This is a genomic window from Anaerococcoides asporogena (assembly GCF_029590275.1).
Classification (GTDB): domain Bacteria; phylum Bacillota; class Clostridia; order Clostridiales; family Clostridiaceae; genus JG1575.
The window spans coordinates 1895857-1910576 of sequence record NZ_CP120965.1 but is presented as its reverse complement, the minus strand read 5'-3'; the positions used below and the strand labels follow the sequence as shown (position 1 = coordinate 1910576).

The window sequence follows — 14720 nt, the reverse complement described above, 5'->3', positions numbered from 1 at the left end:
TGGTTCATCGTGTCAGGATACACTCCGACACTCATACATTATACATGAAAACGGGCTGAATTTCCACCTTACCCATGATAAAACACGGGCTTGTCAGGCGTTGGCGTCCCAACCCGCCGGCCCGCTTTCAGGCCCGGATCAGTCAATCTGAGTCAGATCCGGACGCAGCGAGGCGGCTTCATGCAGATATACCGGGATGGTCCGGCGGTCTTTGGGCAGATCAAGCTGGATCTGAATGCGGATGCACAGAGGCAGGGTTCCGACTACATTCATTTCATTGAAATGCAGAAGGGAGGCTCGCGTCAGACCTCGTTCCAGCCGAACATACTTCCCCGGATAGTCGCAGTCGATGTCCCGGGTGCAGGTGAAAATCACCGACACGATATCTTCCGGTTCAAAGGAGTTTGCCTGACGAATCCGATCCCAAAGTTCCAGTGTCCGCTCGCGTAGGTTTTCGGCTTCATTGGCAGTTACTGTGGTAGCTCCCCGCAGCGCGATCATAGGCTTACCCCCGCCAGATGGCCCGTCGAGATGGCAATCTGCAAATTGTAGCCTCCGGTAAAGGCATCGACATCGATGAGTTCACCGCAGACGGATCCGTTGGAATAGCGGATCAGTTTCATCGTGGAGGGATCGACTTCCGACACATCGACTCCTCCGCGGGAAATGATAGCTTCCGCCAGGGGCCGCGTGCCCTTTACGGTAAAGGTCAGATGCTTGATCGACTCAAGCAGCGCGCGGCGCTGCTGCTTTGTCACTGAATGAACCTTGGTATCGGGCGGAATCTTTGCCCGCTCCAGAATCAGGGGAATCAGCCGACCGATCAGAAGATCGGACAGGCCATTCGCCAAATCTTTGTTCTGATATTTGGCAAAATCGCGCAGGATTCTGGCATCCAGCATTTCTTCCGTCAGTCCCGGTTTCAGGTCAATTTCACAATGCATAGAACCCTGCGTCCGCAGACAGCTGGCTGACAGTACCAGCGGACCGGATACTCCGTCATGGGTAAACAGCATCTCGCCCAACTCCTGATAAAGGACCCGTTTGCCTTCCAGCAGCGTAAATGTCACGTTCTTCAGGGAAACCCCGGCCAGCTGAACAACCTCGGGCTCTTTGACCGTCAGCGGGATCAGACTGGGCGTAAACGGCTGAGTTTTGATGCCCAGACCTTTTAGCATTCCCAGAATGCCGCCGTCGGATCCGGTCAGAGGGTAACTGCCGCCTCCCGCTGCCAGAATGTAATGATCCGCCGTCTTGAGTCCCCGGCTGGTCACCAGTCCGGTAATCTGTCCGCCGGTATGGCGAATGCCCTGGACCTGGGTTTCATATTCAATGGTTACGCCCAGCCGCTCCAGCTCCCGTCGAAAAACGCCGATTACATCCGAGCTTTTGTCCGATAGGGGAAATACCCGCTGACCCCGCTCTGTTTTCAGCTTCAGTCCCCTTTCTCTGAGCCAGTCCATCAGCTGAACATTGGAGTATGTATAAAGCGCGGAATACAGAAATTCCGGATTGCGTGGAATGGATGGGAAAAAATCACTGATATCAGAAGCATTGGTCACATTGCAGCGCCCTTTGCCCGTGATATACAGTTTCCTGCCGATTATTTTATTACGTTCCAGCACGGTCACTTCATGACCGCAGCCCGCCGCCGCGATGGCGGCCATCATTCCGGACGCTCCTGCGCCAACGATCAGTACTTTCAATGAGATTACCTTATCCTTCTTTGAGTTTGAGTCTGCTTAACAGACCTTTCTTTTTCAATATACAACACCTGCTCCTAATTTGCATCCACCGCCTGTCCCAGACGGCTGCTCCATCCGAACAATGTGGTTGAAATCCTTCGCTGCCGACTCAATGGTCGCAGTAGCGGCAGCTCGATGATTCTGCGATTCTGAGCATTGCCAGCAGATTCCGGGGCTTCTCATACAAAAATGGCGTGCAGGTTCATGGATCCATCCTGCAAAAAAAGAAAAACCAGACTTGCGAGAGCCACACCATATGATCTCACGTGTCTGGTTTTTTTGATGTTCTTTAATCTTTAATGGGAAAAATGATTCTTAGTAATCGCCCTGAGCCATCATTGCCTTGGCAACTTTATCAAATCCAGCGAGGTTAGCGCCAGCCACGAGGTTGTAGCCGAAGCCGTATTTTTCAGCGGCGTCCATGGCGTTCTTGTGGATGTTGAACATGATCTGCTTCAGCTTGGCATCTACTTCTTCTTCGGTCCAGGAGAATCTCATGGAGTTCTGAGCCATTTCCAGAGCGGAAACGGAAACTCCACCGGCATTGGCTGCCTTGGAAGGTCCGACGATGAGGCCCTTTTCCTGGAAGTAGTTTACTGCTTCATTGGTGCAAGGCATGTTGGCGCCTTCACAGATGTACTTGATGCCGTTGGCAACAATCTGCTCAGCGTGTTCAATGCGGATGTCATTCTGCATTGCGCAGGGCATGATGATGTCAACTTTTCTGCCCCATGGTTTTTCTCCGGGGAAGAATTCCACGCCGAATTTGTCAGCGTAGTCCTTGACCTTGTTGCGGCCTGAGTTTCTCATCTCGACCATGTAGTTCCATTTTTCCGGGGTGTTGACGCCGTTCGGATCATAGATGTATCCGTCCGGTCCGGACAATGTAACGACTTTACCACCGAGGTGGCTGACCTTCATGCAGGCGCCCCATGAAACGTTGCCGAATCCGGAAACGGCCACAGTTTTGCCTTCCATAGTGTCATTCTCGTGCTTGAGGATCTCATTGCAGAAGTAAGCGATACCGAAACCGGTTGCTTCCGGACGAATCAGGGATCCGCCGTAAGGGATGCCTTTTCCGGTCAAAACGCCGTTCTCGAATACGCCCTTAATTCTCTTATAGGTTCCATACAGGTATCCGATTTCTCTTCCTGCAACACCCATGTCACCAGCCGGTACGTCAACGTCCGGTCCGATGTGGCGATACAGTTCCATCATGAAGCTTTCGCAGAAACGACGGATTTCAGCATCGGATTTGCCAGTCGGGTCGAAGTCAGCTCCACCTTTTCCGCCGCCGATCGGGAGACCGGTCAGGGAGTTTTTCAGGATCTGTTCGAATCCGAGGAATTTAATAATTCCAAGATTAACATTGGGCTGGAATCTTAGACCGCCCTTGTAGGGTCCGATGGCACCGTTGAACTGAACACGGTAGCCTCTGTTGACATGCAGGTTGCCTGCATCATCTCTCCACGGAACCTTAAACATGATCTGCCGCTCGGGTTCTACAAACCGCGAGAGCAGGTTGTTATCGATGTACTCAGGGTGCTGTTCCAGAATTGGTTTCAGTGAATGGAAGACTTCTTCCACCGCTTGGATGAATTCTGGTTCGTTGGCGTTTCTTTTTTTGACATCCTCAAGGACACTTTCAATATATTCTTTTGGTGCCATGATGTTGTTTGCCATGAATGATAACCTCCTAAACATGAATGTTACTGCTTACATAAACATTTTACTATCAAATGTCCGTTTTGTAAGGTCAAAATCAAACTTTACCACCTTTGCATAAAAACATTTACATAAACTACCTTTCTGTAATTTTCGTTCACAAAATTTTAAAAAAGGCTAAGAACTCAAATGTTAGTTTGATAAAATCGGCGAAAGTTATCGCTCTGATAAGTAAATTTCAGAAAATTTAACCCATTACAAATGGACTTTTAATAATAAGCATAAGTTGTCACTTATCGATATAAGCAAAAAACAACGGTGTCCAAAAACCGGGTGGTTTTTGGACACCGTGGAACGACATCAGTTGATGTCCGCTGAACATCAGGTCAGGAATACTTTGTTCTCTTCCCAGATTTCTTCCAGCTTGGAGAACGTTTCGCTGACTGCCTGGCGGCGCTTCAAACCGACTGAGATGATGATGGCGTTGATAATCGACATGGGTGCTACCAGCGAATCGACGAAGGAAGCCATGTTGCTCTGAGCGATGACCGTCAGATCAGAAATGGCTGCCAGTGGCGACAACAGCGAATCCGTCAGGCACAGCACCTTAGCGCCGCGGCCGCGGGCAAATTTCAGGATCTGGACTGTTTTGATTGAATAGCGCGGGAAACCGATACCGATAATGACATCATTGGGTCCCAGATGGAGCATTTGCTCATAAATGTCGCTCATCCCATGCTGCAGCACAAGAACGTTGTTCAAAATCAGATTCAGGTAGAAACCGAGGAATTCCGACAGCGCGGAGGAGCTGCGCAGGCCGATGATATATACTTTGTTGGCATTGACGATATGGTCGACAAAGGCATCAAAGGTTCTCTGGTTTACCTTTTCCATGGTGGTTCGGATGTTTTCCATATCAGCCTTGAGCACACTTTTCAGCGCATTTTCCTCATCCACCAGATCATTGGTCAGTTCCAGGCGCTGAACCGCGGTCAGTTTGGTCTTAACCAGTTCCTGCAGTGATTTTTGCAGTTCCGGATAGCCCTCATAGCCCAGTTCAATCGCAAAGCGAACCACCGTGGATTCAGAGACGCCGACATTCTGCCCCAATTTGGCAGCTGTCATGAAGGCGGCCTTGTCATAATGCTTCAAAATAAAGTCGGCGATCATTTTCTGACCTTTGGACAGTCGCGTAAACTTGGACTGGATGATCCTCATCAGATCCAGGTTGGTAGTTTCCATGCAGATTATTCCTTCCTTTTTTCCACAGTCAATAAGCTGGGAGGCTGATTGCTTCGATTGATAAAGTTGTAGTGGATCACACCGTAGTCACGTTCCGGGAGGGCCTGCACAAAATCAAGCACCGCCCTGGCCTCTTCCCCGCCATCGTGGCCTGTATAAAGAGCGATGGAAATGAAGCCGCCGGGACGGAGGATATGCAGTGCGGCCTGAAGTGACGGGATGGTCCGGTCGGCCGTGGTGGTCGTCTGTTTATCCCCACCGGGTAGATACCCTAAATTATACACGATCAGGTCTGGATTTGCATGAAAACTTTCAATTGCAGCATGGTCCATGCAATATTTCATGACATTCGATTTTGCCGGGTAGTTTTCCACCGCATGCGGCAGAATATCCATTGCAATGACTTCCTCGAACCAGTCGGCCAGAAAATCCGCATCGTGACCATTGCCCAGCGTGCAGTCCATGGCCAGCTTCCCGCCATCGGGAAACAGGCTGCGAATGATCCGGTGAGACAGGTCGCTGACTCCGGTCACCAGGGAAAAGCGGCTCATTCGGACTTCTCCTGGCCCCAAAGCGTCAACTGGGTCTCTTCCCCCTCGTCATCATCCGGAAGTATCTCCAGATCACCTTCCTCAGAGCCTGTTCCTACCCGCCGGAGCAGGGATTGATAGGTTTCATCCTCTGAGAAGGCCTTGAGGTTGGAAAAGCCGAACTGACGCAGGAATTCATCGGTTGTCGCATAGAGTTTTGGTTTGCCTGGCACGTTCTTTCGGCCAATGACCGTTATAAAGCTTCGTTCCAGCAGCTTGCTGAGGACATAGTCAGAACTGACGCCGCGGATTTCATCCACCTCCACCCGGGTTACCGGCTGCTTGTAGGCGATGATGGCCAGGCATTCCAGCGCGCCCTTGGACAGAGTCTGTCGTTCGTTGACCTGGGCGAGCTTGAGCACCGAACTGGAATAGTCCAGTTTCGTGGTCAGCTGGATCCGATCCTCCAGCCGAATAATCTGAAGACCGCGCTCTGCCCTCGCGTAATCCAGCGCCATCTCCTCCAGCAGCATCTCCACAGCATCCGGCACCACGTCCAGCAGTGTGGCCATTTCCCGAACCGTCATGGGATCCCCGGCTGCAAACAGCACCGCTTCCAGCCGGCCTTTCAGCTCTTCCTTTCGAATGAGCGTCCCCTTATTCCCGTGTTCCAGTCGGTCCATGGCTGCTTCCTCCTTGTGGTGCTTCCCAATCATCCGGCAGTTCCTGCTCGGCTCGTTCCTGTATAATCAGCTCGCCGCCCGCCTCGGACTGATAGACCACAACGTCCAGATTTCGAACCATCTCCAGCAAAGCCAGGAAAAAGACGATGATTTCCGATCGGCCGCTGGCTTGCTCCATGATCTGGGAGAAGCGGAACGATTTATATTTTTGCAATGTATCTTTCAGTTCTACGATCTTATCTTCCACCTTGAATGCGTCCGTGCTGATACGGCGTTCAATCACGGTGGAGGTATTCATTTTGTCCTTCTGGCGGTCCAGCAGTTCCATGTAGAGCAGGAAAAATTTGTCCGGTCCGAAATTCGGCGGAATGATGATTTCAATGGTTCGATCCTCCGGCAGCGTCATGGGCAGGCGCGTCACCAGCACATCCTCCTGATGGAACCGGCTCATCAGGTCATAGGCTTTCTCTCGGAAGAATTCATATTCCTGCAGCTTATGCAGGAGCAGTTCGCGGGAAGGAATTTCGGCCTCATCCGCTGATTTTTTGGGCAGAAGTTCCCGGCTTTTGATTTCAATCAGTGTCGCTGCCAGCACAAAAAATTCAGTAGCGACTTCCAGATCGAGCTCTTCCATCGCGCGAAGAACGGCCATGTACTGTTCCGTGATTTCATATATTTTGATGTCGGTAATTTCCATTTTGTTGACCTTGATCAGTTTCAGCAATAGATCGAAGGGCCCTTCAAAATTATCTAAATGAAGATTAAACTGTTCCATGGCAATGTCTCCTACCTTGGAATTATATCACAGAGGCAAGGGCCTTCCCATGCTATACTGAGATCATGGATACCAAAGCTTATATTGAATTTTTAGCAAAGACAACAGAATACGCCCTGGAGGCGGAAGTTTGGTGCGGCCCCAAGCCGGGCCTGGTTGACCGGTATAATTCCGGCAGTCACGAGGATATGGACCTGGACACCTTCCTGATCTCGGCCCGGACGCTGCGGCCATGGTTTGCTCAGTTTATGACCCTGGCGGCGGCCAGTCCGACGGATCTGGTATTGCCCAGGCTGCGCGCTGCCGGCATGGCAGCCGAGAAAAGCATGCTCAAAGCCACCGGGGGGGCCAATACCCACAAAGGGCTGATCTTCAGTCTGGGGCTGGTTTGCGCCTGCATGGTCCGCCTGTCCCTGCGCTGCGAGCGTCCGCTGACTGCCACAGACATCCCTGATTTAAGAGAACTGATCCGGCTGAATGCCTCCGGGTTGACCGGAGAACTCACAGCCGGGGCACATCCCACTCATGGCCAGGCTGTCTACAATCAGTACGGTCTCAAAGGAATCCGGGCGGAGGCAGAAGCCGGCTTTCCGGCTGTGTTTGAAGTGGGACTGCCTCGACTGGCGGACTATCAGACTCAGTATACTGATCCGGACCTGCCCTGCCTGATGACGCTGCTGGAACTCATTCTGGTTACCGGAGACACCAATCTGGTGCGCCGGGGCGGCTTGACCGGGCTACATTTCATGCGGGAGCAATCCCGAAACCTTCTCAAATCCAGTCCTTCCCTGACTCCGCCGGAACTGATCCAGTCGTTTCAGCGCTTTGACGAAGCGGCAACCCGGCAAAACCTGTCCCCCGGGGGCGCGGCAGACCACCTGGCTCTGACCCTGTTCCTGGAGCGGGCACTGTCTCCTGACAGCAACTCAAAGATTGGTGCCATCTAAGGATGATCATCTTATTACCAAACATGTCAAAGCCAGCCATCCGGCCAGAATCATACTGGACGGATGGCTGGCTTTGTTTGACTTGAATGACTTGAATGACTTGAATGACTTGAATGACTTGAATGACTTGGTTGTCTTAGTTGTCTTAGTTGTTTTAGTTGTCTTAGGTGTCTTTCGTGGCGGATCTGATGGATTGGGCAGTCACCCTCATTCAGCCGTCCATAGAACTATTCCATCACGACATCCAGAATATAATCGGTTCGTACCGGCGGCACCGCACCGATCTGAAATGCCTTGCGAGCCAGCAGTGCCGATTCCTCCGGATTCCGGTCATTGTACTTCAGGACACAGAGCACATCGCCTGGTTGTACCGGGTCTCCCACCAACTTTGTTAAATGGATGCCGGCAGCATAATCCAGGTGATCTTCCTTTGTCTGGCGGCCAGCTCCCAGATGCATCGCCGCGTAACCGATATCGGTTGCCGTGATTCCGGTGACATAGCCGGCGACATCGGAGCGGATTTCCCGTTCGTTCTGTGTCTGCGGCAGCAAAGAGTAATCATCCACTATGGCCGGATTTCCGCCTTGATTGGCAATGAACTCCCTGAATTTGAACAGCGCCTGACCGGAGGCAATCACTTCTTCAACCAGGGGTTTTGCCTGTTCCATGCTGGCGGCTTTTCCGCCCAGCCAGATCATGTAGCTGGCAATGGTCAGAGCCACATCGTACAATCCACGGATTTTCTGTCCCTTAAGGATTTCAATGGCTTCGATGACTTCGTTGGCGTTGCCGATTTCATGTCCCAGCGGTTCATTCATGTCCGTAAGCACTGCAACGGTTTGACGACCCAGGTGATTGCCGATCTCCACCATGGTCTTGGCCAGAATTCGCGAGTCTGCCAGATCTTTCATGAAAGCGCCTTCGCCGGTTTTAACATCCAGGACAATGGCATCCGATCCGGACGCCAGCTTCTTGCTCATAATGGAAGCGGCAATCAGCGGGATGGAGTCGACAGTTTCCGTAACGTCGCGCAGAGCGTAGAACTTTTTATCCGCCGGCGTCAGATCACCGGTCTGACCGGCCAATGCAACGCCATGACGCTGAACGTTCTCAATGAACCGATCCAGTTCGATCTGTGTGGAAAAACCGGGAACGGATTCCAGTTTGTCGATGGTACCGCCTGTATGTCCCAGGCCCTTGCCGGACAGCTTGGCGACCGGAATGCCCAGAGCGGCTACCACCGGCAGAACGATCAGACTGATTTTGTCTCCGACGCCGCCGGTGGAATGCTTGTCCACCTTGATCCCGGGGATCGCCGACAGATCCATGGTGTCACCGGATTCCACAAACGCCATGGTCAGTTCGGACGTTTCTTCCTTTGTCATGCCTTTGAACCAGATGGCCATGAGCAGCGACGAGATCTGGTAATCCGGAATGGTTCCTTTGGTGTATCCGTCGACAAAGTAGCGGATTTCCTCGGGTGTCAGTTCCAATCCGTGTTTTTTCCTGCGAATGATATCCGTGATTTGCATGCAGTGCATCCTTTCCCTGAATCTATGAAGTCAGGACGTCCTAAATGAAGCTGATGCCATGAAGGCTGTTTTCGATGCCAAGGTAAGCCAGGATGGATTTGCCAATGTCGGTGAAAGAGGTCCGGACACCCAGATCCTTTGGTTCCATATTCTTACCGTAAACCAGCAGCGGAATATACTCCCGCGAATGGTCCGTGGATTCATTGGTCGGATCGCAGCCGTGGTCGGCGGTGATGATGAGAAGGTCCTCGTCTTTCAGCTCGCTGAGCAGCTGGGGGATCCAGACATCCACTGCTTCCAGGGCAGCTTTGTAGCCCTCCGGGTTGTTGCGGTGGCCAAAGAGCATGTCAAAATCCACCAGGTTGATGAAAATCAGGCCATCCGAATCCTCCCCGACTGCTTCCAGGGTTTTTTTCATGCCGTCTTCGTTGCCGCTGGTCCGGACGGTTTTGGTAATGCCTTTGCCATTGAAGATATCGTTGATCTTGCCGACACCGTAGACCTGCTGTCCGGCTTCCTTGATATAGTCCATCATCGTTTTGCAGACGGGATCCAGGGAGTAATCGTGACGATTGGAGGTCCGCTGGAAGGTTTCGGCGGATTCGCCGATAAACGGACGGGCAATGACACGGCCGACGGTCCAGTCGCCCATGAGCATTTCTCTGGCGATCTCACACATTTTGTATAGTTCCGGCAAAGGGATCACTTCTTCGTGAGCGGCGATCTGGAAGACCGAATCCGCTGAAGTGTAGATAATCGGCTTCCCGGTTGCAACGTGTTCCTCGCCCAGTTCCTTGATGATCTCCGTCCCGGAAGCGACCACATTGCCCAAGGTGCCCCGGCCAATGCGCCGTTCGAATTCAGCCATGATATCCGGAGGAAATCCATCCGGATAGGTGTTCAAAGGCGTGTCCAGAATGCAGCCAGAAATTTCCCAGTGACCCGTTACCGTATCCTTGCCCACTGAAGCTTCGGCAGCTTTGCCGTAGGCCGCGGTCGGGCTGTTCTGGGCAGGCACTCCCTTCAGTTCATGTATGTTGCCAAGTCCCATCTGACCAAGATTAGGCAATTTTAATCCTCCGGTCATCGCTGCGGTATTTGCCAGGGTATTGGATCCGGCGTCACCATACTGGTCGGCATCCGGCATTGCGCCGATACCGACAGAATCTAAAATCAATAAAATCGCTCGTTTCATTTGCTGTCTCCTCATTCGATTATTTTCTATGTTCCATGTCTCAATTGTTCATAAGTAAGCCTGCGCAGAATCCACGAAGATAGAATTTTAAACTTCGGATGCTGTTCAGACAAGACGCTGTTCAAACAGGACGCTGTTCAATCCAGATGAAGCAGTACCTCACAGAATCGGAGCTGACTGCGTCTTCCGGGTACACAATTCTCATTCTATTATCGCATGCAGAAGTGTCGGTTTCATCACGCATTTGTTAACAAAAAGAAAGATTAGCAATTGACACAACAGGCAGTGCACTGTCCTGTTTATACGATACAGCGCTGGAATCATCGTTTTGCACGGTCCATGACAGCGATCCTGCCTAATCGTTGCGCCCAGATTCTCGATTATTCAGCCGTACTCTGCTGCGCGGTATCTTTCGTCTCCTGAGCTGTCAAAAAACTCTCCCTGATGACAGAAATCAATCCGCCGTCAGGGAGAGCTGCAGGTTTTGTGTTAGGTTCAGATTATGGAAGATACTGCTTATAGAAGTTACTGCCTGGCCGGAAACCGATTAAGCCCTGGGATGTGTGTGGTTGTAGATCTCCATGAGCTTATTTTTCTTCTTCAGTTCTTCATAGCGCAGCGTCGCGTTGATATCGGTATGTCCAAGCATTTCCTGAACAGCCTTCATATCAGCACCGTTGTCCAGAAGATGCACGGCAAAGGAATGTCGCAGCGTATTCAAGTTGACTTCTTTGGTAATGCCAACCTGATCCTTATAGGTTTTCAGCAGTTTCCAGATGCCCTGACGGGTAATGGTGTCGCCCTGATTGGAAGTAAACAGGAAGGTGGAGCTTTCATTGGCCATCCGATCGCGGATCGTCAGGTAATGATTCAGTGATTCCACGGCCTTGCTGCCGATGGGAATCAGACGTTCCTTGCCTTTGCTGCCCGTTCCGACGATGTACCGCTTTTCCAGGTTGACGTCTGAGAGTTTCAGGTGAATCAGTTCCGATACTTTCAGCCCGGAAGCATACAGCAGTTCCAGAATGGCCCGATCCCGTTTCCCCTTGTTGGATTCCTGATCCGGGGCTTCCAGAATCTGGCGGATCTCATCGACTGTCAGAATTTCCGGGAGGTCACGATCCAGATGCGGCAATTCATAGTATAGAATGGGCGCTTCCAGAACATATCCCTGCCGACGCAGGAATTTATAGAAATTACGCAGCGTTACCAGGTTTCGGATAATGGAAGACTTGGAGATTCCTGAATCCATGAGGTATTCCGTATAGGACACGATCTGGAGTTCTTCAAACTGCTGCAGGCTCAAGGACTCTTCTTTCATGAAGACTTCGAACTTCCTGAGATCCCGCCGATAAGCATCGATTGTATTTTGTGACTTCCCCTGACTTGCCAGGCTGGTCAAATAGACATGGATTTGTTCATCCATCATCGCATCAGCCCATCCAGGTAGAGCGCGCAAAGACTTTTGGCGTCTTTCAGCTCACCGCTCCGGATACAGGCCGTCACCTCCTCTGGTGTCATTTCAAAATATTCAAAAGACTCATCCGCATCGCCATCCAGGGGATCTTCCCGAAGGTCTTTCGCTCGATAAATGTAGAGGACTTCATCGGAGTAACCGGGGCTGGTCAGAGCTTCACCCAAAAATTCCATGGATCCGGGGTAATAGCCGGTTTCTTCCTGAAATTCCCTGCGGGCGGTATCCAGCGGATCCTCTCCCGCCTCCAGTTTACCGGCGGGCAGTTCCAGTACTGCTTCTTCGAAGGGTTTACGGAACTGACGAAGCAGGATCATTCGATTCTGGTCGGTATAACCGAGAATCACAACGCCGGCGGCGTGTCGGATAATTTCACGACGGGAATGATTTCCAAGATCAGTTTTCACTTCATGCAATTCCAGGGTCACAATTTTCCCTGAATAGAGTATTTCTTTCTTTATTGTCGTTTCTTTGTTGATCATGGAGTCCCCCTTCATCATTTGAATACTGCAAACCAGAAAATAGATATTATTTATTATGTAAATAAACCTTTCCTTCAATTATCTCATAGAATTTGGGACAAAGGAATGGATTGACTGTATACAATCAAGTTTCATTTTGATCATTATTATGTTAATACCATGATAATCAATTCGATCGCAATGTACAAGCCACTTTTGTTAAAACAAAAGAAAAAATCCCACCATCGGCGGGACAAATGCTAGTATTACACGCTGATCAGCCCTATTTCCTAAAGAGCCCTTATTTATTCGGTACCGGATTTTTGCCGGCTGCCGGCTTCTTTCTTTTTTCTGTCGTCTCTACCAGTTCTTTCGCATTGGCGAGGATTGTGGAAGTTAATTCTGAACCGGCCAGCATTTTGGCAATCTCCAGAACCTTGTCCTCGGCAGTGGCAACGGACACCTGGGAATAGGTACGCCCTCCGCGTTCCGCTTTCTGCGCGACCAGATGATGATCTGACCAGGCAGCAATCTGAGGCAGATGTGTGACACACAGGACCTGAGTGTTTTCGGAAATCTGATGCATCTTCTCGCCCACTGCCTGGGCGATGCTTCCGGATATGCCGGTGTCGATCTCATCAAAAATGACGGTGGGAGTTCCTTCCCGATCAATGAAGGAAGCTTTCAGTGCCAGCATGATCCGGGAGAGTTCTCCGCCGGAGACAATTTTTTCCAGTGGTTTTTGGGGTTCCCCGGTATTGGTGGAAATCAGGAAGCGGACTTCATCGGTGCCGTTCTCGGTAAATGCTTCCCCTTCCAGGATCTGGGGCATGAAATCAGCTTTGCCCAGGCCGACGAACTTCAGCTCACGGTTGATTCGGTCGGACAGTTCTACTGCGGCAGATTTGCGCAGAACAGACAAAATGGATCCGGCTTCCAGTGCTTCTCCCTTGAGTCGATGGATCTCCTGCTTGAGTGCGGCGATCAGTTCCTCGGCATGGGTCAGTTCATAGAGTTCGTCTTCCATTCGGCTGAGTTCTTCCAGAACCGCCTGGGTCGTGGGTCCGTACTTCTTGCGCATGGCGTCGTAGATGTACAGTCGACCGTTGATCTCATCCAGCTCATTGCCGTCAAAATATACTTCATCTGCGATACTGGTCAAATCCCGACGGGCTTCCACCAGATTGTAAAACGCATCTTCGATCACCTGCGCCAGTTTGCCGGCTTCCTCAAAGACTTCTCCTACGGAGCGCAGTGAGCGGATGGAATGATTCAGCGCATCCAGCGGTTCATCGGACAATGCCTGTCCGGCATCCTTGAGCGCTTCTCCGATTTTCTGAGCATGAGACAGCATTTTTTCCTTGCTGCGCAGTTCTTCTTCTTCTGTCTCTGATAAGCCGTGTTTTTTAATTTCTTCGACCTGATACGATAAAAAGTCCATCAGCTTGTCCCGTTCGTTATTGCGCGTCAGGACCGCCAGTTTTTGTTCTTTTTCTTTCAATGTGACATACAGATCACGATAAGCCCCGAATTCCTCCGAATGACGGATTCTGCCGTATTCATCCAGGTATTCGAGATGGTTTTCAGGGTCCAGCAAATTTTGATTGTTGTGCTGGCCGTGAATGTCCAGAAGAAACGGACTGATCTGTTTCACGGTGGCGACCAGCACCGGGTGGCCGTTGATGGCCGCGGCGGAGCGGCCCGTTTCGGAATTTTCCCGAAACAGAGTCAGGGTCTCCCGGACCGGGATCTGCTCCCGGCTGAGCATCTCTTCCAGACCGGGAGTCATGTCGAATTCGGCTTCCACTGAGGTTTTGCTTTTGCCTGAGCGGATGAATTCACGGTTGAATTTCGTGCCCATCACATAGCTGATGGCATCGATGAGGATGGACTTGCCCGCGCCGGTCTCTCCGGTCAATACGGTGAAGCCGTCCTGAAACGAGCATTCCAGATGATCCATTAAGGCAAAGTCTCGAACCGTCAGATGGCGAAGCATAGATTCTCCTTATTCGTGGATGCGGACCATGGAATCGATCCGGCGGACGAAAGCCTCCGCTTTCTTGATGTTGCGGAACATAACAAAAATCGTGTTGTCACCGGCCAGGGTGCCGGCTACTTCTTCCAGTCCCAGCTGGTCAATGGCTTCCGCTACTGCCCCGGCGGATGCGGGTAAGGTTTTGATCACCACCATGTGTTCGATGTACTCCACATGAGTGATCGAATTCTGCAGAATGGACATGATCTGATTGTCAATGACTTTGGGTTCATTGACGGACAGGATGTACTTGTATTTGCCGTTCTTTCCCAGAACTTTGGTCAGGTGGAGGTTCTTAATATCCCGGGAGATGGTCGCCTGTGTGATCTTGAACCCTTCTTTTCTCAGTTCTTCCGCCAGTTCTTCCTGTGTTTCAATGTTTTTGGTGGTGATGATGTCAAGGATCTTGTTCAGTCGTTTTGCTTTCATCCGTTTC

14 protein-coding genes are annotated in these 14720 nt (G+C 51.1%); 1 reads left to right on the top strand and 13 read right to left on the bottom strand.

The genetic code is table 11. The features are described 5' to 3' along the window. Positions 1 to 138: 138 nt before the first annotated feature. The 7 genes from aroH to P6M73_RS08915 form a co-directional block, all read right to left on the bottom strand. Positions 139 to 501 carry a chorismate mutase gene (aroH, locus tag P6M73_RS08945; protein WP_277852712.1) on the bottom strand — a complete coding sequence of 121 codons (363 nt, stop codon included), beginning with the start codon at positions 499 to 501 and terminating at the stop codon, positions 139 to 141. After that, positions 498 to 1706: a BaiN/RdsA family NAD(P)/FAD-dependent oxidoreductase gene (locus tag P6M73_RS08940; RefSeq protein WP_277852711.1), complete on the bottom strand. Its 1209-nt coding sequence runs from the start codon at positions 1704 to 1706 to the stop codon at positions 498 to 500. Before P6M73_RS08940 ends, aroH begins: the two co-directional genes overlap by 4 nt. Before the next feature lie 354 nt (positions 1707 to 2060). After that, the gene (gene gdhA / locus P6M73_RS08935) at positions 2061 to 3428 is read right to left on the bottom strand and encodes an NADP-specific glutamate dehydrogenase (RefSeq protein ID WP_277852710.1); all 1368 of its coding nucleotides are present in this window, start codon (positions 3426 to 3428) and stop codon (positions 2061 to 2063) included. A gap of 363 nt (positions 3429 to 3791) precedes the next feature. Continuing rightward, entirely contained in the window at positions 3792 to 4652 is an 861-nt protein-coding gene (locus P6M73_RS08930; RefSeq protein WP_277852709.1) for a MurR/RpiR family transcriptional regulator, read from the bottom strand. A 5-nt stretch (positions 4653 to 4657) separates the two neighbouring features. Next, on the bottom strand, positions 4658 to 5203 hold the full coding sequence (gene mnmM / locus P6M73_RS08925) for a tRNA 5-(aminomethyl)-2-thiouridylate-methyltransferase MnmM (RefSeq protein ID WP_277852708.1): 546 nt from the start codon (positions 5201 to 5203) through the stop codon (positions 4658 to 4660). Continuing rightward, positions 5200 to 5865 carry an SMC-Scp complex subunit ScpB gene (gene scpB / locus P6M73_RS08920; protein ID WP_277852707.1) on the bottom strand — a complete coding sequence of 222 codons (666 nt, stop codon included), beginning with the start codon at positions 5863 to 5865 and terminating at the stop codon, positions 5200 to 5202. Before scpB ends, mnmM begins: the two co-directional genes overlap by 4 nt. After that, on the bottom strand, positions 5840 to 6640 hold the full coding sequence (locus tag P6M73_RS08915; protein WP_277852706.1) for a segregation and condensation protein A: 801 nt from the start codon (positions 6638 to 6640) through the stop codon (positions 5840 to 5842). The genes scpB and P6M73_RS08915 overlap by 26 nt, the downstream gene beginning before the upstream one ends. A 65-nt stretch (positions 6641 to 6705) precedes the next feature. On the opposite strand from P6M73_RS08915, the gene P6M73_RS08910 reads away from it, so the two are divergent. Further along, the gene (locus P6M73_RS08910) at positions 6706 to 7587 is read left to right on the top strand and encodes a triphosphoribosyl-dephospho-CoA synthase (protein ID WP_277852705.1); all 882 of its coding nucleotides are present in this window, start codon (positions 6706 to 6708) and stop codon (positions 7585 to 7587) included. A gap of 227 nt (positions 7588 to 7814) precedes the next feature. Here the strand turns inward: P6M73_RS08910 and P6M73_RS08905 are convergent, their stop codons facing one another. The 6 genes from P6M73_RS08905 to P6M73_RS08880 all read right to left on the bottom strand — a co-directional run bounded on the left by P6M73_RS08905 (position 7815) and on the right by P6M73_RS08880 (position 14713). Then, a complete protein-coding gene (locus P6M73_RS08905) occupies positions 7815 to 9119 on the bottom strand; it encodes a pyrimidine-nucleoside phosphorylase (protein WP_277852704.1) in 1305 nt (434 codons plus the stop codon). A 40-nt stretch (positions 9120 to 9159) separates the two neighbouring features. After that, on the bottom strand, positions 9160 to 10314 hold the full coding sequence (locus P6M73_RS08900; protein WP_277852703.1) for a phosphopentomutase: 1155 nt from the start codon (positions 10312 to 10314) through the stop codon (positions 9160 to 9162). A 547-nt stretch (positions 10315 to 10861) separates the two neighbouring features. Further along, positions 10862 to 11743 (bottom strand): tyrosine recombinase, encoded by an 882-nt coding sequence (locus P6M73_RS08895; RefSeq protein ID WP_277852702.1) that lies wholly within the window; start codon positions 11741 to 11743, stop codon positions 10862 to 10864. Beyond that, on the bottom strand, positions 11740 to 12270 hold the full coding sequence (locus P6M73_RS08890) for an NUDIX hydrolase (RefSeq protein WP_277852701.1): 531 nt from the start codon (positions 12268 to 12270) through the stop codon (positions 11740 to 11742). The genes P6M73_RS08895 and P6M73_RS08890 overlap by 4 nt, the downstream gene beginning before the upstream one ends. Positions 12271 to 12550: 280 nt before the next feature. Beyond that, complete coding sequence (recN, locus tag P6M73_RS08885; protein WP_277852700.1) at positions 12551 to 14245, bottom strand: DNA repair protein RecN; 1695 nt, start codon at positions 14243 to 14245, stop codon at positions 12551 to 12553. A 9-nt stretch (positions 14246 to 14254) separates the two neighbouring features. Then, positions 14255 to 14713, bottom strand: a complete 459-nt coding sequence (locus P6M73_RS08880; protein WP_277852699.1) for an arginine repressor — start codon at positions 14711 to 14713, stop codon at positions 14255 to 14257. Between the last annotated feature and the right edge of the window lie 7 nt (positions 14714 to 14720).